Below are 23,699 nucleotides of genomic sequence, written 5' to 3' on the forward strand. Positions count from 1 at the left end.
GCAATGTCAGCCTGCTGAACCAGGCTTAATGTTCTGGTGAGTTATCAGTATGCATAACTCCCTTTCTGAAGCCAAAACAACGGAGGAAGTATGAGCAAGAAAATTGCTGTCTTGATCACCGACGAGTTTGAAGATTCAGAATTCACCTCTCCGGCACATGAATTTTGCAAGGCCGGTCATGAGGTTATTACGATTGAGAAACAAGCCGGGAAAACCATTCACGGCAAAAAGGGCGAAGCGGAAGTAGTGATTGATAAAGCCATTGATGACGTGCGCCCGGCAGACTTTGACGCGTTGCTGCTGCCGGGGGGACACTCGCCTGACTCTCTGCGCGGCGACGATCGTTTTGTCACCTTCACGCGCGATTTCATCAGCGCCGGGAAACCGGTATTCGCCATTTGCCACGGTCCGCAGTTGCTGATCAGCGCCGATGCGATACGCGGGCGTAAGCTCACGGCGGTGAAACCGATTGTGGTGGATGTGAAAAACGCCGGGGGTGAGTTCTACGACCAGGAAGTGGTGGTCGATAAAGATCAGCTGGTGACCAGCCGTACTCCCGATGATTTGCCCGCGTTTAACCGCGAAGCGCTGCGTTTACTGGGCGCCTGAGTCGCGGATCCAGTGCAGTTTTTTACCAAAGCCCAGCGTGTTATCGGTGAACTTCAGTTCATGAAGACGAATTTCCCACATCGGGGCGGATAACATGCGGGCGACCGGAAAGCGACGATTGTACTTCGCACGCAACGTCGCACTCTCTTCGCCGTCGAGGCGGCGGATCTCGCCGGTGAACTGCACGCCGCGAATCAGCGCCACGGTTTTTGGCTGGCCGTTTACCGTGCCCGCCACCTGCGCTTTCAACCCCGTCATCTGTGCATGGCGGGTTTGATCTTCGCTCAGGATATAAAACGCGACCGCTTGCGGATCATAAAAATAGAACGCGTTCGCACACCATAACTCTCCCCGATTCGCCACACACCACGTGACAACATGCTGCTTCGCCAGCCAGCGATTAATGGCTGCAAGAGTCTCCATTTTTTCCCTTCCCCATGTTATTTTTCTTTCACATTAACATACTGAACATCGTCATGACGCCCTGGTTTCTTTACCTTATTCGCACCGCTGACAACATGCTCTACACCGGTATTACCACCGATGTCGCACGGCGTTTTACTCAGCATCAATCCGGAAAGGGCGCAAAAGCGTTGCGGGGAAAAGGTGCGCTGGCATTGGCTTTTTCGGCCGAGGTGGGGGAAAGATCGCTGGCGCTGCGGCTGGAGTACCGCATTAAGCAGTTAACCAAGCGCCAGAAAGAGCACCTCGTCGCCGGGGATGGCTCGTTCGAGGCGCTGCGGGAAAGCCTGTTATCTGCGACCGTTAAAAACGATTGAAATGATCGCTGTATTCGACCAGACCATTGACGCCATTGAACGCGTCATCCGCCAGACGATGAACTAAAAACGCGTCATGGCTTTCTGGCCAGCGGCAGCGCAAATCATACTGCGCCGCTTTCTCAAACCCAAGACGGCTATAAAACGCAGGATCACCTAAAGTGACCACCGCCGCATAGCCAAACTCGTTGAGTGAATCCAGCCCTTCATACACTAACTGACGCGCAATACCCTGCCCGCGGTACTGCTCATCAACAGCCAGCGGCGCAAGCCCGACCCATTGCAGCTCTTCACCGGCGACCGAAACCGGGCTAAACGCCACGTAGCCAATGACCTGGCCTTCGTCATCGGTCGCAACAAATCCCAGCGTGATCAGCCCGTCTTCGCGTAGATCGTGCACCAGCGTCGCTTCCGCTTCGCCGTCAAAACTACGGCGCAGTAGCGCGTCGATACCGGGAGCATCAATGGGAATTTCAACTCTAATCAGCATGGCTCACCTACAGAAGGTTGTGTCGTTGCAGGCGGCGCTTGCAGGCCAGCCTCAACAAATTCCGCCAGCTGCAGCAGCATCACCCGCAGGGGTTTTGGCATCTGCTCCAGCTCAATGGCGTCCATCAGGTTTTTCACGTACAGCCCAAGTTCCGTATCGCCTTCAATCACCAGACGGCGCTGGAAAAACAGCGTATCGGGATCCTGCTTACGCGCAGCAATCATCAGCAAATCGCTGGCGTCCGCGCTGAAGCTAACATCCGCATCGGCAGATTCACGCACAATCATCTGCCCATCTGCAACAGAGGTATACCACGTCAGGCCAATATCCCGAACCTGGATACTTAACCAGCGGCCTTCCAGAAACTCAAGTTCACCGTCCGCCAGCGCCTGTTGGAATTGCCAACGCAGCACCTGCTCCAGCACCTGACGTTTGATGGCGAAAGGCGTCAGTTTAACCGGCACGCTCAGTAACGACGGGCCAACGTGAACAAGACGTGAGCGCAATTTATCCAACACGAGCTTTACTCCCTGAAATGATAATGACTGTTATTTTGCCACAATCGACAAATGGCATAGCGGCACAAATCAACAATTACGAATAAACAGCCGGGGATTATTGGCGCCATCAATACGCATTTAACTGCCTCAAATCAAAAATTGTCGCTGACAGGTTAACTAAAATCCCAGTTCATTAACAACTTAGCGACCCCACGGGGTACATCCGGGCCATAGCGCCCCTGATTGCAGGATACACTATGGAGTTGCTCTGCCCTGCCGGAAACCTTCCGGCGCTGAAGGCGGCCATTGAAAACGGTGCCGACGCTGTGTATATCGGCCTGAAAGATGATACCAACGCCCGCCATTTCGCCGGTCTTAATTTCACCGAGAAGAAGCTGCAGGAAGCGGTCAGCTTTGTTCACCAGCACCGCCGCAAGCTGCATATCGCCATTAACACATTTGCGCATCCTGATGGCTATCAACGCTGGGAGCGCGCCGTTGATATGGCGGCGCAGATTGGCGCTGACGCGCTAATCCTGGCGGATTTAGCGATGCTGGAATATGCAGCCGAGCGCTATCCGCATATTGAGCGCCACGTCTCCGTCCAGGCTTCCGCGACCAACGAAGAGGCAATTCGTTTTTACCATCGTCACTTTGACGTGGCGCGCGTGGTGCTGCCGCGCGTGTTATCGATTCACCAGGTCAAGCAACTGGCGCGCGTCACGCCGGTGCCGCTGGAAGTGTTCGCTTTCGGCAGCCTGTGCATTATGGCGGAAGGTCGCTGCTATCTCTCTTCTTACCTGACTGGCGAATCGCCCAATACCGTGGGCGCCTGTTCTCCGGCGCGTTTTGTGCGCTGGCAGCAAACGCCGCAGGGGCTGGAGTCCCGGCTTAACGAAGTGCTGATTGATCGCTATCAGGATGGCGAAAACGCCGGTTATCCGACCTTATGCAAAGGCCGCTATCTGGTGGATGGCGAGCGCTATCACGCGCTGGAAGAACCCACCAGCCTTAACACGCTGGAGCTGCTGCCAGAGCTGCTGGCCGCCAATATTGCCTCGGTAAAAATCGAGGGGCGCCAGCGCAGCCCGGCCTATGTCAGCCAGGTGGCAAAAGTATGGCGTCAGGCAATCGACCGTTGTATGGCCTCGCCGCAAGACTTTGTGCCGCAATCGGCCTGGATGGAAACGCTGGGGTCGATGTCGGAAGGCACCCAAACCACCCTCGGCGCGTATCACCGCAAATGGCAGTAGGAAAACCATGAAATATTCATTAGGGCCGGTGCTTTACTACTGGCCAAAAGAGACGCTGGAAGATTTTTATCGCCAGGCCGCCACCAGCCACGCCGATGTGATTTACCTTGGCGAAGCCGTCTGCAGCAAGCGCCGCGCCACCAAAGTGGGCGACTGGCTGGATATGGCCAAACAACTGGCGGGCAGCGGCAAGCAGGTTGTGCTTTCCACGCTGGCGCTGGTGCAGGCCTCTTCCGAATTAAACGAACTAAAACGTTACGTTGATAACGGCGAGTTTTTACTCGAAGCCAGCGACCTGGGCGTGGTGAATATCTGCGCCGAGCGCAAGCTGCCGTTTGTCGCCGGGCATGCGCTCAACTGCTACAACGCGGTGGCGCTGCGTTTACTGCTCAAGCAAGGCATGGTGCGCTGGTGCATGCCGGTTGAGCTTTCACGCGACTGGCTGAAAAACTTACTCGATCAGTGTGATTCCCTCGGTATTCGTCAGCAATTTGAAGTGGAAGTGCTGAGCTACGGTCATCTGCCGCTGGCTTACTCCGCGCGCTGCTTTACCGCCCGCTCCGAAGACAGGCCCAAAGATGAGTGCGAAACCTGCTGCATTAAATACCCGAACGGGCGCAGCATTCTTTCGCAAGAGAATCAGCAAGTCTTTGTGCTCAACGGCATCCAGACGATGAGCGGCTATGTTTACAATCTGGGCAATGAGCTGACGTCAATGAAGGGTCTTGTGGATATGGTGCGCCTGTCGCCGATGGGTAACGAGACGTTTGCCATGCTCGACGCGTTTAAGGCTAATGAAACGGGTAATGCGCCGCTGCCGCTGGCATCTAATAGCGACTGCAACGGTTACTGGCGCAAGCTACCGGGGTTGGTACTTCAGCAATAAAAGCTCACTTTGTTAACAAGAATTGTCACAAGTTAATGCAGTATGAAAGTTGCAGCTTTTCTGGCCGGGCGCGGCACATTGCGCCAGGCTGGAAGAAGACCTTCAATCTGATGACAATGCTGTAGCAAAGTGAGTGTGTATGTCTGATAAAACGATCCCTTTTTCGGTGCTTGATCTTGCGCCGATCCCGCAAAACTCCAGCGCACGCGAGGCGTTCACTCATTCGCTGGATCTGGCGAAACTTGCCGAACAGCGCGGTTATCATCGCTACTGGCTGGCAGAACACCACAACATGACTGGTATCGCCAGTGCCGCGACTTCCGTATTGATTGGCTACCTGGCGGCGAATACGCAAACTCTGCATTTGGGTTCCGGCGGCGTGATGCTGCCAAACCATTCACCGCTGGTGATTGCCGAGCAGTTCGGCACATTGAATACGCTTTATCCCGGACGCATTGATCTCGGGCTTGGCCGTGCACCAGGTAGCGACCAGCGCACCATGATGGCGCTGCGCCGCCATATGAGCGGTGATATCGACAATTTCCCGCGTGATGTCGCTGAACTGGTGGACTGGTTTGATGCCCGCGATCCCAACCCGCATGTACGACCGGTGCCGGGCTACGGTGAAAAAATCCCCGTCTGGCTGCTGGGCTCAAGCCTGTATAGCGCGCAGTTGGCCGCACAACTGGGCTTACCGTTTGCCTTTGCTTCGCACTTCGCGCCGGATATGTTGTTTCAGGCGTTACATCTTTATCGCACCAACTTTACGCCTTCGGCGCGGCTGGAAAAACCGTACGCGATGGTGTGCATCAATATTGTCGCAGCCGACAGCAATCGCGATGCGGAATTCCTGTTTACCTCTATGCAGCAGGCCTTTGTGAAATTGCGCCGTGGTGAAAGCGCGCAGTTGCCACCACCGATCCCCAATATGGATCAGTTCTGGTCACCGTCGGAACAATACGGCGTGCAGCAGGCGCTGAGCATGTCGTTGGTGGGTGATAAAGCGAAAGTGCGCCACGGACTGGAGTCAATTCTGCGGGAAACGGATGCCGACGAAATTATGGTCAACGGGCAAATTTTTGATCACCAGGCGCGGCTTTATTCGTTTGAGCTGGCGATGCAGGTGAAAGAGGAACTGCTCGGTTAACGCAGAGATCCTCCTCTCCCGGAAGGGAGAGGAGAGAAAATGATTACTGATAGACAGGTAGCAAATTAAAGCTGGAAAGCAGATGCACCACGGCGTTGCCGATGCCAAACAGCAGGATCAACACAATCATCGGCTTACCACCCCACACGCGAAATGCCGGGCTGCCAAAGCGCTTACGCGAGGCATTTGCCAGTAATGCCGGAACAATCGCCGCCCATACTGTTGCCGCTAACCCCGCATAACCAATCGCATACAAAAAGCCGTTCGGCCACAGTAAGCCACCAACAATCGGCGGCAAAAAGGTCAGCAGTGCTGTTTTAAAACGTCCCAGCGGGGAATCATCAAACTTGAACAAGTCTGCCAGGTAGTCAAACAGCCCCAGCGTCACGCCGAGGAAGGAACTGGCGACGGCAAAGTTTGAAAAGACAACCAGCAACAGATCCAGGCTGCGGCTATTCAGCACGCCGCTCAGCGCCTGCACCAGTACATCAATATTCCCGCCTTTGGCCGCGATCTCAATAAACGCCGGACGCGGAATGTTGCCCATCGTGACCAGTAACCAAATCACATACAGCCCCAGCGCCAGCAGCGTGCCGTAGACCAGGCAACGAATAATGGTACGCGGATCTTTGCCGTAGTATTTCATCAGGCTCGGCACATTGCCGTGGTAGCCAAACGAGGCCAGACAGAAGGGCAGCGTCATCAACAGATAAGGCGTGTACGAAGCATCGCTCTGAGCAACGTTAAATAAGGTTGCTGGCTCGACATGCCCCAACAGACTGCCAAAAGTGAGGAAGAAGGTGATGACCTTCGCACCCAGTACAATCGCCGTCATTCGGCTGACAGCGTGTGTCGAGAGCCAGACGATAAATGCCACCAGCAGCGCAAAGGCAAACCCGGCCAAACGCGGCGGGACATTCAGCGACATTTCCGCAAAGGTGTGGTGCAAGATAGAGCCGCTTGCCGAAATGTAGGCGTAAGTCAGGATATAGAGCACGAAAGCAATCGAGATACCGTTAACCAGGTTCCAGCCTTTTCCCAGCAAATATTTGGTGATGGTATCGAAGCTCGCGCCGCTCCGGTAATTCAGGTTGGCTTCAAGGATCATCAGCCCGGAGTGCAGCATGCAAAACCAGGTAAAAACGAGCGCCAGCAATGACCAGAAAAACCACGCACCGGACATCACCACCGGCAGTGAAAACATGCCTGCGCCAATGATCGTGCCGCCAATAATCACCACCCCGCCGAACAGCGAAGGGGAAGCTTGTGTGGTTGTCAGTGTCGACATCTGAATGATTCTCCTGTGATGAGCAATGCCAGTAGTTCAGGCTGCTGCATTGTACCAGTACAGGAGTACATTACGGATAAAAAAAGCCCCAATCTTTTCGATCGGGGCTGTATCTATTTCTTTACAGACTGTAACGCAGATTATGCGTCGTTACGGCGACGCGGAGCGCTGTCGTCACGATCGCGGCGCGGTGCGCGACGTTCGCCACCGAAACTACGACCTTCCTGACGCTCACCGCTGAAACGACGGCCTTCACCACGACCGCCTTCACGGCGTTCACCACCGAAACCGCCACGACGCTCACCGCCACCGCGACGTTCGCTGCGCTCACGCGGCTGTGCATCGCCCAGCAGCTGCATATTCATCGGCTTGTTCAGAATACGCGTGCGAGTGAAGTGCTGCAGAACTTCGCCCGGCATGCCTTTCGGCAGCTCAATGGTAGAGTGAGTACCAAACAGTTTGATGTTACCAATGTAACGGCTGCTGATATCACCTTCGTTCGCGATAGCACCAACGATATGGCGTACTTCAACACCATCATCGCGGCCCACTTCAATACGATACAGTTCCATTTCGCCTACATCACGACGTTCACGGCGCGGACGATCTTCACCACCACGTTCAGAACGTTCGCCACGCGGACCACGATCGTTACGATCGCCACGGCGTTCGAAACGGTCATCACGATCGCGGAATTCACGCTTAGGACGCATCGGTGCATCCGGCGGCAGGATCAGCGGACGTTCGCCCTGAGCCATTTTCAGCAGTGCAGCGGCCAGCGTTTCAATATCCATCTCTTCTTCAGCAGAAGGCTGGATTTTTGCCAGCAGCGCGCGGTACTGATCCAGATCGCTGCTTTCCAGCTGCTGCTGAACTTTCGCGGCGAATTTTTCCAGACGGCGTTTGCCCAGCAGCTCTGCGTTCGGCAGTTCCACTTCCGGAATGGTCAGTTTCATCGTACGTTCGATGTTACGCAGCAGACGACGCTCGCGGTTCTCAACGAACAGCAGTGCACGACCCGCACGACCCGCACGACCGGTACGACCGATACGGTGAACGTAGGATTCAGAATCCATCGGGATGTCGTAGTTAACAACCAGGCTGATGCGCTCAACGTCCAGACCACGTGCTGCAACGTCAGTTGCGATCAGGATATCCAGACGACCGTCTTTCAGACGCTCTAGTGTCTGCTCACGCAGTGCCTGGTTCATGTCGCCGTTCAGCGCGGCGCTGTTATAGCCACTGCGTTCCAGCGCTTCCGCCACTTCCAGCGTTGCGTTTTTGGTACGAACAAAGATGATCGCCGCATCAAAATCTTCCGCTTCCAGGAAGCGAACCAGTGCTTCGTTTTTACGCATGCCGTATGCAGTCCAGTAGCTCTGGCTGATGTCCGGACGAGTCGTCACGCTGGATTGAATGCGCACTTCCTGCGGCTCTTTCATAAAGCGGCGAGTAATGCGACGGATTGCTTCCGGCATGGTGGCAGAGAACAGAGCGGTCTGATGACCTTCCGGGATCTGCGCCATGATGGTTTCTACGTCTTCGATAAAGCCCATGCGCAGCATTTCGTCGGCTTCATCCAGCACCAGACCGCTCAGTTTAGAGAGATCCAGCGTGCCGCGTTTCAGGTGATCCAGCAGACGACCCGGCGTACCGACGACGATCTGTGGCCCCTGGCGCAGAGCGCGTAATTGCACGTCATAACGCTGGCCGCCGTACAGGGCTACCACGCTTACACCGCGCATATGTTTAGAGAAATCGGTCATTGCTTCAGCAACCTGAACCGCCAGTTCGCGGGTCGGAGCGAGCACAAGGATCTGCGGCGCACGCAGGTCCGGATCGATGTTGTTCAGCAGCGGCAGAGAAAACGCTGCAGTTTTACCGCTACCAGTCTGGGCCATGCCCAGCACGTCACGACCGTTCAGCAGGTGCGGAATGCACTCAGCCTGGATCGGAGATGGTTTTTCGTAACCGAGATCGTTAAGGGCTTCAAGGATGGGAGCCTTCAGGCCCAGATCTGCAAAAGTGGTTTCGAATTCAGCCATGTAGTACAAGTGCCTCTATGTCATTGGCGGCCAGTCTACATAACTCATCGTGAAAAAAATTAGCAATTTTCATTGAAAAGTGTGAACCGGCTCAAAGTAGGTTAATTAACGAACAATGAAGCCCTCACCCGCGAAGGTGATGGCAATCAAAAAAAGATTACGGGCTGATATGTTCGTCAGCTATTGCTGGTCCGATTCTGCCAGGTCGTCATGCTCCTGGCCCAAGAGCGCTAATTCCAACAATGCGTAACGGTGCTCAACAAAATTATGGACGTTGTTAGCAACCGCTAGTTTGAACAGTGCCGAAGCGCTGTCCTTATCCCCCAGACTTAGGTAGTACTTACCTAAATAGAAGTTGGTTTCACTGAGATGCTCAGCGAGCGAGGTGTTATCCGTTGCGTCTGCCTTCAGGCGATCCATTAGCGTTGCTTCGCTAATGTCGCCGAGGTAGAACTCGACAATGTTCCATCCCCACTGTTCCTTGTCCGATTTTTCGAAGCGCTGTTTCAGTGCTTCTTTAGCCTGCTTCTCATTAAGCTTCCGCTCAACGATGTAAAGCCACAGACTCCGGAAAGGATCATTAGGATCGTCTTGATAAAACGCCAGCAGATCATCTTGCGCTAACTTGTCGCGACCGCCGTAATGCAGTGCGATCCCGCGATTCAAGTGCGCGTAGTTGTAAGTTGGATCAAGCTCAAGTACAGAATCAAACGCTTCATAGGCAGCATCAAAATTGCCTGCCTGCGTTAAATAAATGCCTAAGTAATTGAATACTTCAGGCATATCGGGTCGGATTGCCAGCGCTTGCGAGAAATCATTTCGCGCTAAGGCTCTCAAACCGAGGCTATCATACAACACTCCGCGCTCATATAAAAGCTGTGCGCGTTCGTCATCGGTTAAAGCCCGACTGGCAAGAATTTGTTCCATGCGTGCCAGAATCACTTCTTGCTGCAAAGTCGGTTGCAATGGCACTGCGAGGACTTCGCTCTTACGCCAGGCAGAGTTGCTGCATCCTGCCAGCGTTAAAGCTGTCGCAACGAAACACCAGCGCAAAAAAGGCTTCATTTCCCACTCCCGAAGACAACAATTGGATGAACGTCCTGTCCCCCGGCTGCAAACATGGCGTCCTGCCTGCTAATAAGCCCTCCGCTTTCGCGGAGGGCAAAGGCAACCTTACTCGCCCTGCTCTGCTTGCGGCGCTTCCGACGCTTCAGCAGGCTGAGTCTGCTCAGTCGCTTCTTTAATGCTCAGACGAATACGGCCCTGACGGTCAACTTCCAGAACTTTAACCGGCACTTCCTGGCCCATCTGCAGATAATCGGTCACTTTCTCAACGCGTTTGTCTGCGATCTGAGAAATATGTACCAGACCTTCTTTACCGCCGCCGATGGCAACAAACGCGCCAAAGTCAACGATGCGGGTCACTTTACCGCTATAGACACGGCCCACTTCGATCTCAGCCGTGATCTCTTCAATGCGGCGAATAGCATGTTTCGCTTTGTCGCCATCAGTTGCTGCGATTTTCACGGTGCCATCATCTTCGATTTCGATGGTGGTGCCGGTTTCTTCGGTCAGCGCACGAATGACGGAACCGCCTTTACCGATCACGTCTTTGATCTTATCTGGATTAATTTTGATGGTATGGATACGCGGTGCAAATTCAGAGATATCACCACGCGGCGCGTTAATCGCCTGCTCCATTACACCCAGAATATGCAGACGAGCACCTTTCGCCTGGTTCAGCGCAACCTGCATGATCTCTTTGGTGATACCTTCAATTTTGATATCCATCTGCAGCGCAGAGATACCGTCGCGGGAGCCCGCAACTTTGAAGTCCATATCGCCCAGGTGGTCTTCGTCGCCCAGGATGTCGGACAGAACAACAAAGTTGTCGCCTTCTTTCACCAGACCCATTGCGATACCCGCAACAGCGGCTTTCACCGGTACGCCTGCGTCCATCAGCGCCAGAGATGCGCCACAAACGGAAGCCATAGAAGAAGAACCGTTCGATTCGGTGATTTCAGAAACCACACGCACGGTGTACGGGAATTTATCAGCATCCGGCATTACTGCCAGCACGCCGCGTTTAGCCAGACGGCCGTGACCAATTTCACGACGTTTCGGCGAACCAACCATCCCGGTTTCCCCTACGGAGTACGGAGGGAAGTTGTAATGGAACAGGAAAGAGTCAGTACGCTCGCCCATCAGCTCGTCGATGATCTGCGCATCACGTGCAGTACCCAGCGTGGCAGTAACCAGCGCCTGAGTTTCGCCACGAGTAAACAGTGCGGAACCGTGGGTACGCGGCAGCACACCGGTACGAACGTCCAGACCACGGATCATATCTTTTTCGCGGCCATCGATACGCGGTTCGCCTGCCAGTACGCGGCTACGAACAACGTTTTTCTCGATAGCGTGCAGGATTTCACCCAGTTCGTTAGCATCCAGGGTTTCATCTTCTGCCACCAGCGTTGCGATGGTTTCGGATTTGATCACGTCAACCTGAGCATAACGCTCTTGTTTGTCAGTGATGCGATATGCATCGCTCAAACGTGATTCTGCCAGTGCAGCAACGCGCGCGTTCAGCGCTTCGTTCACCGCTTCCGGCTGCCAGTCCCAACGCGGTTTGCCTGCTTCTTTTACCAGCTCGTTGATGTTCTGGATAACAATCTGCTGCTGGTCGTGGCCGAATACCACAGCGCCCAGCATTTGATCTTCGCTCAGCAGTTCCGCTTCTGATTCCACCATCAGAACGGCGGCTTCAGTACCGGCAACGACCAGGTCCAGCTTACTTGCTTTCAGCTCTTCCTGAGTTGGGTTCAGAACGTACTGGTCGTTGATATAACCAACACGCGCGGCGCCAATCGGGCCATTGAACGGAATACCAGACAGTGAAAGCGCGGCGGAAGCACCGATCATGGCTACGATATCCGGGTTAACCTGCGGGTTAACGGAAACTACAGTAGCGATAACCTGCACTTCGTTCACGAACCCTTCCGGGAACAGCGGGCGAACCGGGCGGTCAATCAGACGCGCGATCAGCGTTTCGCCTTCGCTCGGACGGCCTTCACGACGGAAGAAACCGCCAGGGATTTTACCTGCAGCGTACGTACGCTCTTGATAGTTAACGGTCAGCGGGAAGAAATCCTGACCTGGTTTTGCTTTTTTCTGGCCAACAACGGTCACGAATACTGCGGTGTCATCCATGCTTACCATAACGGCAGCAGTCGCCTGACGCGCCATCATGCCGGTTTCCAGCGTGACGGTATGTTGACCATACTGGAATTTACGAACGATCGGATTCAGCAAAGTTCTGTCCTTTCTTAATGAAAGTCAGCACACCTTTGGCATGCTGACAATTTAACCGAATCTTCATGCATCCTCGCGACTAATGACAACCCTAACCCGCCCATTGCGGATAAAGCCTCTCATTAGCCGCGCGAACCTCTGCAGTGAAGATCATACCTGGCAACAATACATTAGTTTACTGCCAATTGCTGCCGCCTGGTTGAAAAAAGGGGCCTTGTAGGCCCCTTCTTGAAACTCGCCAGACTTAGCGACGCAGACCCAGACGCTCGATCAGCGCGGTGTAGCGTGCAACGTCTTTACGTTTCAGATAGTCGAGCAGTTTACGACGCTGAGAAACCATACGCAGCAGACCACGACGGCTGTGGTGATCTTTTTTGTGCTCTGCAAAGTGACCCTGCAGGTGGTTGATCTGAGCAGTCAGCAGTGCAACCTGAACTTCGGTAGAACCGCTGTCGTTAGAACCACGACCAAACTCGGAAACGATTTTTGCTTTAGCTTCAACGCTTAGAGACATTTTGAACTCCAGTGATAAAAAAAAGAAAAGGCGCCGATCTCTAATTCAGCGGCCTCAGGATTAACGCCGGGTGATGTTAAATACATAGCCCGGCGTTAAGCGGCAATATTCTACTCGTAGTCACGGTTTCCCGCAAGGTAAGCCGGTCATTGTGCAGGATACTCGACCACCAGACGACGCGGCGCAACACGGCCTTCGTCATCCATTTCGCCCATGCCGATGAATTTCGCGTCATCGCCTTCTGTGACACGCACCAGCCCCGCGTTTGGCGCTGCGGATGCCCGAACCGGTTGACCGTTTTTGAAGTATGCCGCGACCACTGACGGAATGTTAACCGTCGGGAAATCTGACGCCGGGCTGTCCATGGGCATCAGTAACGGATCCAACAGTTGTGCTGCCGGGATACCCTGCTGCTCGGCTTGATCCACCAGCTCGCGCAGTTTGTCGATCGTCACCATACGTTCAACAGGATACTTACTCACCGCCAGGCGACGCAGATAGATAACATGTGCGCCGCAGCCAAGTTTCTCACCCAAATCATCAATGATGGTGCGGATGTAAGTCCCTTTCGAGCAGTGAATTTCCAGCTCAAGTTCATCGCCTTGATGGCGGATAAATAACAGCTCGTAAACCGTGATTGGGCGCGCTTCACGCGGAACCTCAATGCCCTGGCGTGCATACTCGTAGAGCTTCTTTCCCTGATATTTCAGGGCAGAGTACATCGACGGGACTTGCTGCGTATCACCGCGAAAACTCTCCAGCGCAGTAGCCAGTTGTTCGGCACTGAAGGTCAACGGACGCTCTTCAACGATTTGCCCATCCGCATCGGACGTATCGGTACGCTGCCCAAGGCGGGCAATCACCCGATAACGTTTGTCCGAATCCAGCAGATATTGGGAAAACTTTGTCGCTTCTCCCAGGCAAATCGGCAGCATGCCGGTCGCCAGCGGGTCAAGCGCTCCGGTGTGTCCGGCACGGTTGGCGTTATAAAGACGCTTTACTTTTTGCAGCACATCGTTGCTGGAAGCGCCCTGCTGTTTATCCAGCAGCAGAACGCCATGCACGTCACGACCGCGACGACGAGGACGGCTCATCAGTCCTCCTTGCTGTCGTCCGGGTTCACACGACGTTCGTCATCGTGTTTCACCACACTGGTCACCAGATTGGACATGCGCATCCCTTCTACCAACGAGTTGTCGTAGAAGAACGTCAGTTCCGGCACGATACGCAAACGCATCGCTTTACCCAACAGGGAACGAATAAAGCCAGAGGCATCCTGCAACGCTTTGATACCCGCTTTCACGGATGCTTCGTCTTTATCGTTGAGGAAGGTGACAAACACTTTGGCATAAGCCAGATCGCGGGAAACTTCGACACCAGAAACGGTGGTCATCATACCCAGACGCGGATCTTTAATTTCGCGCTGCAGGATAATCGCAATCTCTTTTTGCAGTTCCTGAGCCACGCGCTGCGGGCGACCAAATTCTTTCGCCATAATAATTCTCCAGACTAAAAAGGGGCCGTAGCCCCTTTTACTATTTCTTGCCGGGAGGCGCTTCGCTTACCCGGCCAGCAATGTTCATCCACTTTTGATTTCGGCTGACTAGCAGCCGAAAAGCGAAGCGAATTACTCAATAGTACGTTGGATCTCAATGATCTCGAACACTTCGATCATATCGCCGGTACGTACATCATTGTAGTTCTTAACGCCGATACCACATTCCATGCCGTTACGGACTTCGTTGACGTCATCTTTGAAGCGACGCAGGGATTCCAGCTCGCCTTCATAGATAACCACGTTGTCGCGCAGAACGCGGATCGGGTTGTGACGTTTAACCACACCTTCGGTAACCATACAGCCCGCGATCGCACCGAATTTCGGCGATTTGAACACATCGCGAACTTCCGCCAGACCGATGATCTGCTGTTTCAGCTCCGGAGAGAGCATACCGCTCATTGCCGCTTTCACTTCGTCGATCAGGTTATAGATGACGGAGTAGTAACGCAGATCCAGACCTTCCGCTTCGATCACGCGACGCGCAGATGCGTCGGCACGAACGTTGAAGCCAACCAGAATCGCGTTGGATGCAGCAGCCAGCGTTGCGTCGGTTTCGGTGATACCACCTACGCCGGAACCCACGATCTTCACTTTAACTTCGTCGGTAGACAGTTTCAGCAGAGAATCGGAGATAGCTTCGACAGAACCCTGAACGTCGGCCTTCAGAACGATGTTCACTTCGTGAACTTCGCCTTCGGTCATGTTGGCAAACATGTTTTCCAGTTTGGATTTCTGCTGACGCGCCAGTTTAACTTCGCGGAATTTGCCCTGACGGTACAGTGCCACTTCACGCGCTTTCTTCTCGTCACGCACAACAGTCGCTTCATCACCCGCAGCCGGAACACCGGACAGACCGAGGATTTCCACCGGAATGGACGGACCCGCTTCGGTTACTTCGCGACCCAGTTCGTCACGCATCGCACGCACGCGGCCATATTCGAAGCCGCACAGCACGATATCGCCTTTATGCAGCGTACCTTCGCGCACCAGCACGGATGCCACCGGACCACGACCTTTATCGAGGAAGGATTCGATAACCACGCCGCTCGCCATACCTTTACGTACGGCTTTCAGCTCAAGAACTTCGGCCTGCAGCAGGATCGCATCCAGCAGTTCGTCGATACCGGTACCGGCTTTCGCGGAGACGTGTACGAACTGGCTTTCGCCGCCCCACTCTTCCGGAATGATGCCGTACTGAGAGAGTTCGTTTTTAACGCGATCCGGATCGGCTTCAGGCTTATCGATCTTGTTCACGGCAACCACTACCGGCACCTGCGCCGCTTTTGCGTGCTGGATAGCTTCGATAGTTTGCGGCATCACGCCGTCATCGGCAGCAACAACCAGAACCACGATATCCGTTGCCTGAGCACCACGGGCACGCATTGCGGTAAACGCGGCGTGGCCTGGGGTATCCAGGAAGGTGATCATGCCGTTGTCGGTTTCAACGTGGTAAGCACCAATATGCTGAGTAATGCCGCCCGCTTCGCCAGAGGCCACTTTCGTTGAACGAATGTAGTCCAGCAGAGAGGTTTTACCGTGGTCAACGTGACCCATAATGGTCACAACTGGTGCGCGCGGTTCTGCCGCAGCACCTGTGTCACGGTCGCTCATTACCGCTTCTTCCAGCTCGTTTTCACGACGCAGGATAACTTTATGGCCCATCTCTTCAGCAACCAGTTGCGCAGTTTCCTGGTCAATAACCTGGTTGATGGTTGCCATCGCGCCCAGCTTCATCATCGCTTTGATGACCTGAGAGCCTTTAACCGCCATTTTGTTAGCCAGTTCGCCAACGGTCAGAGTTTCGCCGATCACGACGTCACGGTTAACCGCTTGTGCTGGCTTCTGGAAGCCCTGCTGCAGAGCAGAACCTTTACGCTGACGGCCGCCTTTACCACCACGAACCGCAGCACGCGCTTCTTCGCGGTCAGCTTTGCTTTCAGCGTGTTTGTTGCCTTTCTTCGGACGAGCAGCTTTTGCTGTACGGCTGCGACCACGACCACCTTCCACTTCACGGTCGTTATCATCTTCCGCCTGGCGGGCATGCTGGGAAGTGGTTACATGGTAATCACCAGTAGTCTCTTCTTCTTCGCTTGCCGGAGCCGTCCAGTTCGCTTCATTTTGTTCAGCCATACGACGAGCTTCTTCCGCTACGCGACGCGCATTTTCTTCCAGTTTACGACGAGCCTCTTCTTCCGCTTTGCGCTTGAGTTCTTGCGCTTCGGATTCACGGCGGGCTTTTTCCGCCTGGGCTGTCCTGGTCATTTCGTCAGATTGTTGGTTGCTCACTTTGCTATTTTCCGCAGCTTCGCGTTTTGCATTTTCAGCATTTTCGCGTTTAGCCTTTTCATCAGCTTCACGTTTCGCACGAGCTTCGGCATCACGTTTGGCTTTTTCCTCGGCTTCGCGCTCAGCGGCTTCCTCTGCTTCACGACGGGCCTTCTCTTCCGCTTCACGCATCGCCTCTTCTTCCGCAGCGAGACGTTCAGCCTCTTGTGGATCGCGTTTTACAAAGGTGCGTTTTTTACGGACTTCGATCTGCACCGATTTACTTTTCCCACCGGTGCCCTGAATACTTAATGTACTGCGCGTCTTGCGCTGCAGAGTCAGCTTGTCAGGCGAAGAACCGTGCTCACGGTTCAAATGCGCTAACAGCGTCTGCTTTTCTTGTGCCGTCACTGAGTCTTCAGCGGACTTGCGGATCCCTGCGTCAGCAAATTGCTGTACCAGGCGGTCCACAGAGGTTTGAATCTCAGCGGCCAGCGTTTTTACGGTTACATCTGTCATGCTGTTCCTTCCTGCTACAGTTTATTACGCTTCGTCGCCAAACCAGCAAATATTACGTGCGGCCATGATGAGCTCACCTGCTTTCTCATCGGTTAACCCTTCGATATCGCTCAGGTCATCCACACCTTGTTCAGCGAGGTCTTCCAGCGTACAAACACCACGAGCAGCCAGTTTGAAAGCCAGTGCGCGATCCAGACCTTCCAGGTTAAGCAGGTCTTCAGCCGGTTCTTTATTACCGAGGCTTTCTTCCTGCGCCAGTGCCAGAGTGGTCAGCGCGTTTTTCGCACGATCACGCAGGGCTTCGACGGTGTCTTCATCCAGACCATCGATTTCCAGCAGCTCTTTGATTGGCACATAGGCCAGTTCTTCCAGCGTAGAGAAACCTTCTTCGACCAGAACGGTGGCGAAATCTTCGTCAATGTCCAGGTAACGGGTAAAGGTATCAATCGCTGCATGAGCCTCAGCCTGATGCTTGGACTGCAGATCCTCAACGGTCATGACGTTGAGTTCCCAGCCGCTCAGCTGAGACGCGAGGCGCACGTTCTGACCATTACGGCCGATAGCCTGCGCCAGGTTGCCCGCCTCAACGGCGATATCCATGGTGTGTTTATCTTCATCCACCACGATAGAAGCAACGTCAGCCGGTGCCATTGCGTTGATAACGAACTGTGCCGGGTTATCGTCCCACAGCACGATATCAATACGCTCGCCGCCAAGTTCCGTCGAAACAGCTTGCACACGCGCACCGCGCATACCCACGCAAGCGCCGACCGGATCGATACGCTTGTCGTTCGTCTTCACGGCGATTTTGGCGCGAGAACCCGGATCGCGGGCTGCGGCTTTAATCTCGATAACTTCTTCACCGATTTCCGGCACTTCAATGCGGAACAGTTCAACCAGCATTTCTGGTTTGGAACGGGTCACGAACAGCTGCGCACCGCGCGCTTCAGGGCGTACAGCGTACAGCACACCGCGGATGCGGTCGCCCGGACGGAAGTTTTCACGCGGCAGCATATCTTCGCGCAGGATAACGGCTTCAGCGTTGTTGCCGAGATCCAGCGTGATGTTGTCGCGGTTCACTTTCTTCACCACGCCGGTGATGATTTCGCCTTCGTGCTCGCGGAACTGATCGACCACCATTGCGCGCTCAGCTTCACGTACTTTCTGTACGATGACCTGTTTTGCGGTCTGGGTGGTGATGCGGTCAAACGTGACGGATTCAATCTGATCTTCAACATAGTCGTCGAGGTTCAGGCTCTCATCTTCGTAACGCGCTGCTTCGAGGGTGATCTCACGTGTCGGCTGCGTCACTTCTTCCACGATCAGCCAGCGACGGAACGTGTCGAAATCACCGCTTTTACGATCAATGCTTACGCGAACATCGATCTCTTGTTCATATTTTTTCTTGGTTGCTGTAGCCAGAGCACTTTCCAGCGCTTCAAAGATTTTTTCACGCGGAAGCGACTTTTCGTTAGAAACAGCTTCAACAACAGCCAAAATTTCTTTGTTCATCGGGGGCCTTTCACCTCAAATCCAGACTGTTAAAAGTGGGGGACCAGGTTCGCTTTTTGAATATTGCTCAATGCGAACACTTCATCTTTACCTTCGACCGTAACGGTGATCATCTCGCCATCGACATCTTTAATGATGCCCTGCCACTTACGACGGTTTTGAACCGCCATACGCAGAACCAGCGAGACTTCGTCGCCCTTAAAGCGCGCATAGTGCTCAGCCGTAAACAAAGGGCGCTCAAGACCTGGTGAGGAAACCTCCAGGTTGTAAGCCACGGTAATCGGATCTTCAACATCCAGTACCGCACTGACCTGGTGGCTGACATCAGCGCAATCATCAACATTGATGCCATCTTCACTATCAATATAGATGCGCAGTGTAGATGTGCGCCCGCGCACAAACTCGATACCGACCAGTTCATAGCCCAGTGCTTCAACCGGCGCCGTAATCATCTCTGTTAATTTTTGCTCTAATGTGGACAAGTCCACCCCCAAGACATAAAAAAAGGGCATATAGCCCAGTTATTTCGTACTCAGATAACAAAAAACCCCGATAAATCGGGGCTTTAAATAACTGAACCCTATAGCCGCAACTGCGGCCTGGAGAACCTTCCGTGAGTATTTTTTTCAAATCCAGCTGCGAAGGCGTTAAGTCTTCATAGTATATTTGAAAAAGAACACTTAGGGAAAGTGGTTGCGGGGGCCGGATTTGAACCGACGACCTTCGGGTTATGAGCCCGACGAGCTACCAGGCTGCTCCACCCCGCGCCTGAAACGTGGCAAATTCTACTCGCTTGAGTGCAAATTTGCAAATAATGCTGGGATTTGGTACCGAAGACGGGACGTAAAACCGGCCTGCAGTATATTGATAAACATGCCGTTCTGTCAACCATGGCGCGTTAGCATCCTGTGCCCCTGACGTATGCAATTTTGTTGCGTATTATCTTTAAGCATGTAAACAGCACAGTTCACCACTCTCGCAATGAAAATTGCACTCTTCTCTTCCGGTCATCGTCAAAAGATGATTAAATGAAAACTCACTTATTTTGCATAACCATTCACTAATTGTTCTGGTCGGATGGCACAAAGAGTATGGCGTGGCTGTTAAGTCTCTCACCATCGGTCTATCAAGCAGGGATTTTTTTATGACGACGATTCTCAAGCATCTTCCCGCAGGTCAACGTATCGGCATCGCTTTCTCCGGCGGACTGGACACCAGTGCAGCGCTGCTGTGGATGCGCCAAAAAGGCGCGGTTCCTTATGCATACACTGCGAACCTGGGTCAACCGGACGAGGATGACTATGACGCAATTCCCCGTCGCGCAAAGGAGTACGGTGCGGAAAATGCTCGCCTAATCGACTGCCGTAAACAGCTGGTCGCCGAAGGCATTGCCGCCATCCAGTGCGGCGCTTTTCATAATACGACGGGCGGTCTGACTTATTTTAATACCACGCCGCTGGGTCGCGCGGTGACCGGCACGATGCTGGTTGCGGCAATGAAAGAAGACGGTGTGAATATTTGGGGCGACGGCAGCACCTATAAAGGTAACGATATTGAGCGCTTCTATCGTTATGGCTTGCTGACTAACGCTGAGTTGCAAATCTATAAGCCGTGGCTGGATACCGACTTTATTGATGAGTTGGGCGGCCGTCAGGAAATGTCCGAATTCATGGTTGCCTCTGGTTTCGACTACAAAATGTCGGCAGAAAAAGCCTACTCGACTGACTCCAACATGCTGGGCGCTACGCACGAAGCAAAAGATTTAGAGTTCCTCAATTCCAGCGTGAAGATTGTTAACCCAATCATGGGGGTTAAATTCTGGGACGAGAATGTCAAAATCCCGGCGGAAGAAGTTACCGTACGTTTTGAGCGTGGTCATCCGGTTGCGCTGAACGGCAAAATCTTCACTGACGATGTTGAACTGATGCTGGAAGCAAATCGCATCGGTGGCCGTCATGGTCTGGGAATGAGCGATCAGATTGAGAACCGTATTATCGAAGCGAAAAGCCGCGGTATTTACGAAGCCCCGGGGATGGCGTTACTGCATATCGCTTACGAACGTCTGCTGACCGGCATCCACAACGAAGACACTATTGAGCAATATCACGCCCATGGCCGCCAGCTTGGTCGCTTGCTGTACCAGGGCCGCTGGTTCGATCCGCAAGCACTGATGCTACGTGATTCACTGCAACGCTGGGTAGCGAGCGCCATCACCGGTGAAGTGACGCTGGAACTGCGTCGCGGCAATGATTACTCGATTCTGAACACCGTTTCCGACAATCTGACCTACAAAGCAGAGCGTCTGACGATGGAAAAAGGCGAGTCGGTGTTCTCACCGGACGACCGTATCGGACAGCTGACAATGCGTAATCTGGATATCACTGATACCCGTGAGAAGCTGTTCAACTACGTGCAAACCGGCCTGCTTTCCACCTCTGCCGGCAACGGCCTGCCGCAGGTCGAGAACCTGGAAAACGGCGAGAAAAAATAGTCGTTTTTCGCATTCGTGCCTGCAATGCAGGCACGATTTCCTTCACCACCGCCGTACACACACTATCTGTCTCGCACCCGGAAAAAGATTCTCCCCAGCGCTCAGTCAGCATTAAGACACATTACTTCTCTACTGTGCTCGCGATCTGGCAGCGGACGGCACTGATAAACTGCACTTTTTTATTCTTATCCAGCCCGGAAGGGAGCACGCACTGTAATGAGGGTAAACCGTTTTCTGCCTGTACAGTCAGCAAGCGATTAGCCACGCCAGTGTCCAGCGTCAGTACACCTTCCGCATTTACGATACTTCCGCCAACATCACTTCTGACGTAACGGTTTTTAACCGCCTTACCCTGCTCATCTTGCAACATGCCAACAAGCGTAAACGTCTTCACCGTTTTGACATTAACGTACTGCACGCTACCACGGCTCATCTGGACACTTTGGCGTTCCGGGAATACCTGCACACTGTCACTGCCACGCGCGCTAAACTGGATGTCGCTTTTTTTCCACAATTCAGCGGGCAAAATATTCCTGCCAGGTTTAAGGCTGGTCTCGCTCATGCTGCCGGATGCCAGAATGCGGGTCTCATTATCATCGGCGTCCACATCAACAATCACAGCAGACTCCATACCGCTATTGTTACCGTTGACGGAAGCGACCTTACCGCCGCCAATAACCAGCGCCTGGCTCAGGTTAGCACCGGCCGTATTGATTTTGCTCTGCAGCCCACGTTGCGCATAGAAATTACCACTTATCCATGGCGTATCTATCGCCCCGTTGCCGTTAAGCATGGTTTCTGCCGCATTCCAGGAAACCCCGCCACCTAAACTACGGATGGTCTCTTTCTCCGTTGGCTCCCACTGATACTGCAAGCTTGAATAGCTTTTCGCTTGTTCCATACCTGTGCTCAAGGAAACAGAGTGATCACTGGAAGGAGATAACGCAATCGACACGCTGAATGACACGCCGTGATCGCGGCGTTTGTCATTGAATCCTGGCCTGTCATAGACACCCAACCGAAAACTCGTACTGCGGTCATAAAAGCGAGTCTGTGTTGATAACGCGGCATCTGCGGCTACGCCTTTACGCCATACCGTATCCATATATTGCGTATTCAGGATCAACGATGAGGACCACGGCAATCTTGATGATAAAGACGCCCCCCATGTATCTCCCCTCTGACGCGAACGAACCCGATGACCATAAACATCGGTGAGGGTTGAGCGCCAGAAAAAGCTGGCTGTTCCACCAGCATACAAATTATGGTAATAACGAATGTCTGTATCCTGGTTAGCCTGGTATTCCGAATTGCCGACAGTATATTGCGCAAGCAATCGGTCATTTTGCGAAAGCGTAATATTGGCTCGCGTTCGCACGTGGCGATCCTTTGCTGTGGCTGCACCAGTAAATGCTACGGTAGCCTGGGGGTGAATCAATAACTCCAGACCACCGCCCGCAGCAAAAGGGTTACCGTCCAGTGTATTCATATCACCCGTCGCCAGGGTACGGCGCTGCCCGCTCCACAGATTCATGCGCCAGCGCTGGTTTGGATTGCTCCACCCCTGCGACTTAAAGATTTGCGCTTCCTGCGTGTCGACAACCTGACCGTTCTCAATGATTTTGATGGTGATATCGTAGATACCAATAGGCAACGGACGCGTATCCAGCGCCTGCACTCCCGGCTGAAGTTGCTGGGTACGGATCATTTGTCCATTTCGCCAGACTTCCGCAATTGACTGGTTGCGCCCTGTTACATAAACAGGCCAGGCGCTAACGCTATCGGAAGTCACAAGCAACGCATCAGAAGTTCCCCACATACCACCGACAACCGTGTCGTAGCCAAATCCGGAAGCCTGCACGTTCCCGGTATCGCTGTCCGGCGTAAATAGCCCCAGGCGGATAAAACTGCCCTGAAGCTCTTTCTGCGTAAAAAGTTGATAAAGACTGGAGCTGTTGTATTGGTAGCGACCACTGGTACCCGATGACTGAAATGCTGCCAGTTGGCTCCATCCGCCAAGTGATGCGGTGAGTGAGGAGTTGATCCCCCAACTACGCATTGCTGCCGCCTCAGAAAACGAGACATCGTTATTCATGATTAGCCCAGCAGGCGTATCTTCAGGCACGGCAAGATAATTACCCGCAACCTGACTGGTTTCGTAGTTGTTGGTATAAAGTTTTAGCGCCGAGTTCTCCAGCGAATATTCTACCTGCATCAGCCCTGATGGGCAGGATACGGTACATTTCCCCACCGAAACGCCTTTACTGAGCAAATCCGACCAAAGAGTATTGGTCTCGGAATCGCTGTTCTGTTGTTCATCAATGATGCGGAGAAGCTTGATGTCACCATTCTCTTTAAGAGACACGCTGGCATCGAAAATGTAGTTGTCGTTCAGATATACCTGAACGACAACTTCAGAATTATAAAAATACCGCTTAAAATCTTCTGGCAATCCTTTCATGTTCGCAGCCAATTGCAAATCATTTGCCGAAACAATGAATGGAACAGCAGCAAGAAAGATTAATGATATTTTC

General features: G+C 53.4%; 21 protein-coding genes and 1 tRNA gene. 6 read left to right on the forward strand and 16 right to left on the reverse strand.

Annotated features, from left to right (window positions below; translation table 11 throughout):
• The first annotated feature begins 90 nt into the window (after positions 1 to 90).
• Positions 91 to 609 (forward strand): type 1 glutamine amidotransferase domain-containing protein, encoded by a 519-nt coding sequence (locus M8Q36_RS03000; protein WP_249879993.1) that lies wholly within the window; start codon positions 91 to 93, stop codon positions 607 to 609.
• Here M8Q36_RS03000 and M8Q36_RS03005 read toward each other — a convergent pair.
• Positions 595 to 1,032, reverse strand: a complete 438-nt coding sequence (locus M8Q36_RS03005; protein ID WP_249879994.1) for a YhbP family protein — start codon at positions 1,030 to 1,032, stop codon at positions 595 to 597. The two genes, M8Q36_RS03000 and M8Q36_RS03005, sit on opposite strands and share 15 nt — an antisense overlap.
• 14 nt (positions 1,033 to 1,046) lie before the next feature.
• Here M8Q36_RS03005 and M8Q36_RS03010 point away from each other — a divergent pair, with 14 nt between their 5' ends.
• The gene (locus M8Q36_RS03010; protein ID WP_502825466.1) at positions 1,047 to 1,388 is read left to right on the forward strand and encodes a GIY-YIG nuclease family protein; all 342 of its coding nucleotides are present in this window, start codon (positions 1,047 to 1,049) and stop codon (positions 1,386 to 1,388) included.
• On the opposite strand, the gene M8Q36_RS03015 is transcribed toward M8Q36_RS03010, so the two are convergent.
• Entirely contained in the window at positions 1,375 to 1,878 is a 504-nt protein-coding gene (locus tag M8Q36_RS03015; RefSeq protein WP_045513207.1) for a GNAT family N-acetyltransferase, read from the reverse strand. The two genes, M8Q36_RS03010 and M8Q36_RS03015, sit on opposite strands and share 14 nt — an antisense overlap.
• Positions 1,872 to 2,396: a ubiquinone anaerobic biosynthesis accessory factor UbiT gene (gene ubiT / locus M8Q36_RS03020; RefSeq protein ID WP_020455406.1), complete on the reverse strand. Its 525-nt coding sequence runs from the start codon at positions 2,394 to 2,396 to the stop codon at positions 1,872 to 1,874. Before ubiT ends, M8Q36_RS03015 begins: the two co-directional genes overlap by 7 nt.
• Before the next feature lie 239 nt (positions 2,397 to 2,635).
• Here ubiT and ubiU point away from each other — a divergent pair, with 239 nt between their 5' ends.
• The 3 genes from ubiU to M8Q36_RS03035 all read left to right on the forward strand — a co-directional run bounded on the left by ubiU (position 2,636) and on the right by M8Q36_RS03035 (position 5,664).
• Positions 2,636 to 3,631: a ubiquinone anaerobic biosynthesis protein UbiU gene (gene ubiU, locus M8Q36_RS03025; protein WP_020455407.1), complete on the forward strand. Its 996-nt coding sequence runs from the start codon at positions 2,636 to 2,638 to the stop codon at positions 3,629 to 3,631.
• A gap of 7 nt (positions 3,632 to 3,638) precedes the next feature.
• The gene (locus M8Q36_RS03030; protein WP_249879996.1) at positions 3,639 to 4,517 is read left to right on the forward strand and encodes a U32 family peptidase; all 879 of its coding nucleotides are present in this window, start codon (positions 3,639 to 3,641) and stop codon (positions 4,515 to 4,517) included.
• 139 nt (positions 4,518 to 4,656) lie between these two features.
• Positions 4,657 to 5,664, forward strand: a complete 1,008-nt coding sequence (locus tag M8Q36_RS03035) for a luciferase-like monooxygenase (protein WP_160268557.1) — start codon at positions 4,657 to 4,659, stop codon at positions 5,662 to 5,664.
• A 43-nt stretch (positions 5,665 to 5,707) separates the two neighbouring features.
• On the opposite strand, the gene mtr is transcribed toward M8Q36_RS03035, so the two are convergent.
• From mtr to M8Q36_RS03090, 12 genes are all read right to left on the reverse strand, one after another.
• Positions 5,708 to 6,952, reverse strand: a complete 1,245-nt coding sequence (gene mtr / locus M8Q36_RS03040) for a tryptophan permease (protein ID WP_249879997.1) — start codon at positions 6,950 to 6,952, stop codon at positions 5,708 to 5,710.
• A 140-nt stretch (positions 6,953 to 7,092) separates the two neighbouring features.
• Positions 7,093 to 8,997: a DEAD/DEAH family ATP-dependent RNA helicase gene (locus M8Q36_RS03045; protein WP_249879998.1), complete on the reverse strand. Its 1,905-nt coding sequence runs from the start codon at positions 8,995 to 8,997 to the stop codon at positions 7,093 to 7,095.
• Positions 8,990 to 9,070 (reverse strand): protein YrbN, encoded by an 81-nt coding sequence (gene yrbN / locus M8Q36_RS25550; RefSeq protein WP_097400725.1) that lies wholly within the window; start codon positions 9,068 to 9,070, stop codon positions 8,990 to 8,992. The genes M8Q36_RS03045 and yrbN overlap by 8 nt, the downstream gene beginning before the upstream one ends.
• Positions 9,071 to 9,177: 107 nt before the next feature.
• The gene (gene nlpI, locus M8Q36_RS03050; protein ID WP_200552344.1) at positions 9,178 to 10,062 is read right to left on the reverse strand and encodes a lipoprotein NlpI; all 885 of its coding nucleotides are present in this window, start codon (positions 10,060 to 10,062) and stop codon (positions 9,178 to 9,180) included.
• 108 nt (positions 10,063 to 10,170) lie between these two features.
• Positions 10,171 to 12,306, reverse strand: coding sequence for a polyribonucleotide nucleotidyltransferase (gene pnp / locus M8Q36_RS03055; protein ID WP_097400724.1), 2,136 nt, complete (start codon positions 12,304 to 12,306; stop codon positions 10,171 to 10,173).
• Between the two features lie 244 nt (positions 12,307 to 12,550).
• Positions 12,551 to 12,820, reverse strand: coding sequence for a 30S ribosomal protein S15 (gene rpsO, locus M8Q36_RS03060; RefSeq protein WP_017457357.1), 270 nt, complete (start codon positions 12,818 to 12,820; stop codon positions 12,551 to 12,553).
• A 146-nt stretch (positions 12,821 to 12,966) separates the two neighbouring features.
• Positions 12,967 to 13,914, reverse strand: a complete 948-nt coding sequence (gene truB / locus M8Q36_RS03065; RefSeq protein ID WP_249879999.1) for a tRNA pseudouridine(55) synthase TruB — start codon at positions 13,912 to 13,914, stop codon at positions 12,967 to 12,969.
• Positions 13,914 to 14,315, reverse strand: a complete 402-nt coding sequence (gene rbfA, locus M8Q36_RS03070; protein WP_017457355.1) for a 30S ribosome-binding factor RbfA — start codon at positions 14,313 to 14,315, stop codon at positions 13,914 to 13,916. The genes truB and rbfA overlap by 1 nt, the downstream gene beginning before the upstream one ends.
• A gap of 132 nt (positions 14,316 to 14,447) precedes the next feature.
• Complete coding sequence (gene infB / locus M8Q36_RS03075; RefSeq protein WP_249880000.1) at positions 14,448 to 17,162, reverse strand: translation initiation factor IF-2; 2,715 nt, start codon at positions 17,160 to 17,162, stop codon at positions 14,448 to 14,450.
• Positions 17,163 to 17,186: 24 nt separating this feature from the next.
• The gene (nusA, locus tag M8Q36_RS03080; protein WP_017457353.1) at positions 17,187 to 18,674 is read right to left on the reverse strand and encodes a transcription termination factor NusA; all 1,488 of its coding nucleotides are present in this window, start codon (positions 18,672 to 18,674) and stop codon (positions 17,187 to 17,189) included.
• Positions 18,675 to 18,703: 29 nt separating this feature from the next.
• Positions 18,704 to 19,156 carry a ribosome maturation factor RimP gene (rimP, locus tag M8Q36_RS03085; RefSeq protein WP_017457352.1) on the reverse strand — a complete coding sequence of 151 codons (453 nt, stop codon included), beginning with the start codon at positions 19,154 to 19,156 and terminating at the stop codon, positions 18,704 to 18,706.
• Between the two features lie 208 nt (positions 19,157 to 19,364).
• A tRNA-Met gene (locus M8Q36_RS03090) sits at positions 19,365 to 19,441 on the reverse strand.
• A 377-nt stretch (positions 19,442 to 19,818) separates the two neighbouring features.
• Here M8Q36_RS03090 and argG point away from each other — a divergent pair.
• Positions 19,819 to 21,165 carry an argininosuccinate synthase gene (argG, locus tag M8Q36_RS03095; protein WP_249880001.1) on the forward strand — a complete coding sequence of 449 codons (1,347 nt, stop codon included), beginning with the start codon at positions 19,819 to 19,821 and terminating at the stop codon, positions 21,163 to 21,165.
• A gap of 121 nt (positions 21,166 to 21,286) precedes the next feature.
• Here argG and M8Q36_RS03100 read toward each other — a convergent pair whose 3' ends face one another.
• The gene (locus M8Q36_RS03100; protein ID WP_249880002.1) at positions 21,287 to 23,626 is read right to left on the reverse strand and encodes a TcfC E-set like domain-containing protein; all 2,340 of its coding nucleotides are present in this window, start codon (positions 23,624 to 23,626) and stop codon (positions 21,287 to 21,289) included.
• Positions 23,627 to 23,699: the final 73 nt, after the last annotated feature.

The organism is Kosakonia sp. R1.Fl (genome assembly GCF_023516815.1).
Taxonomy (GTDB): Bacteria; Pseudomonadota; Gammaproteobacteria; order Enterobacterales; family Enterobacteriaceae; genus Kosakonia.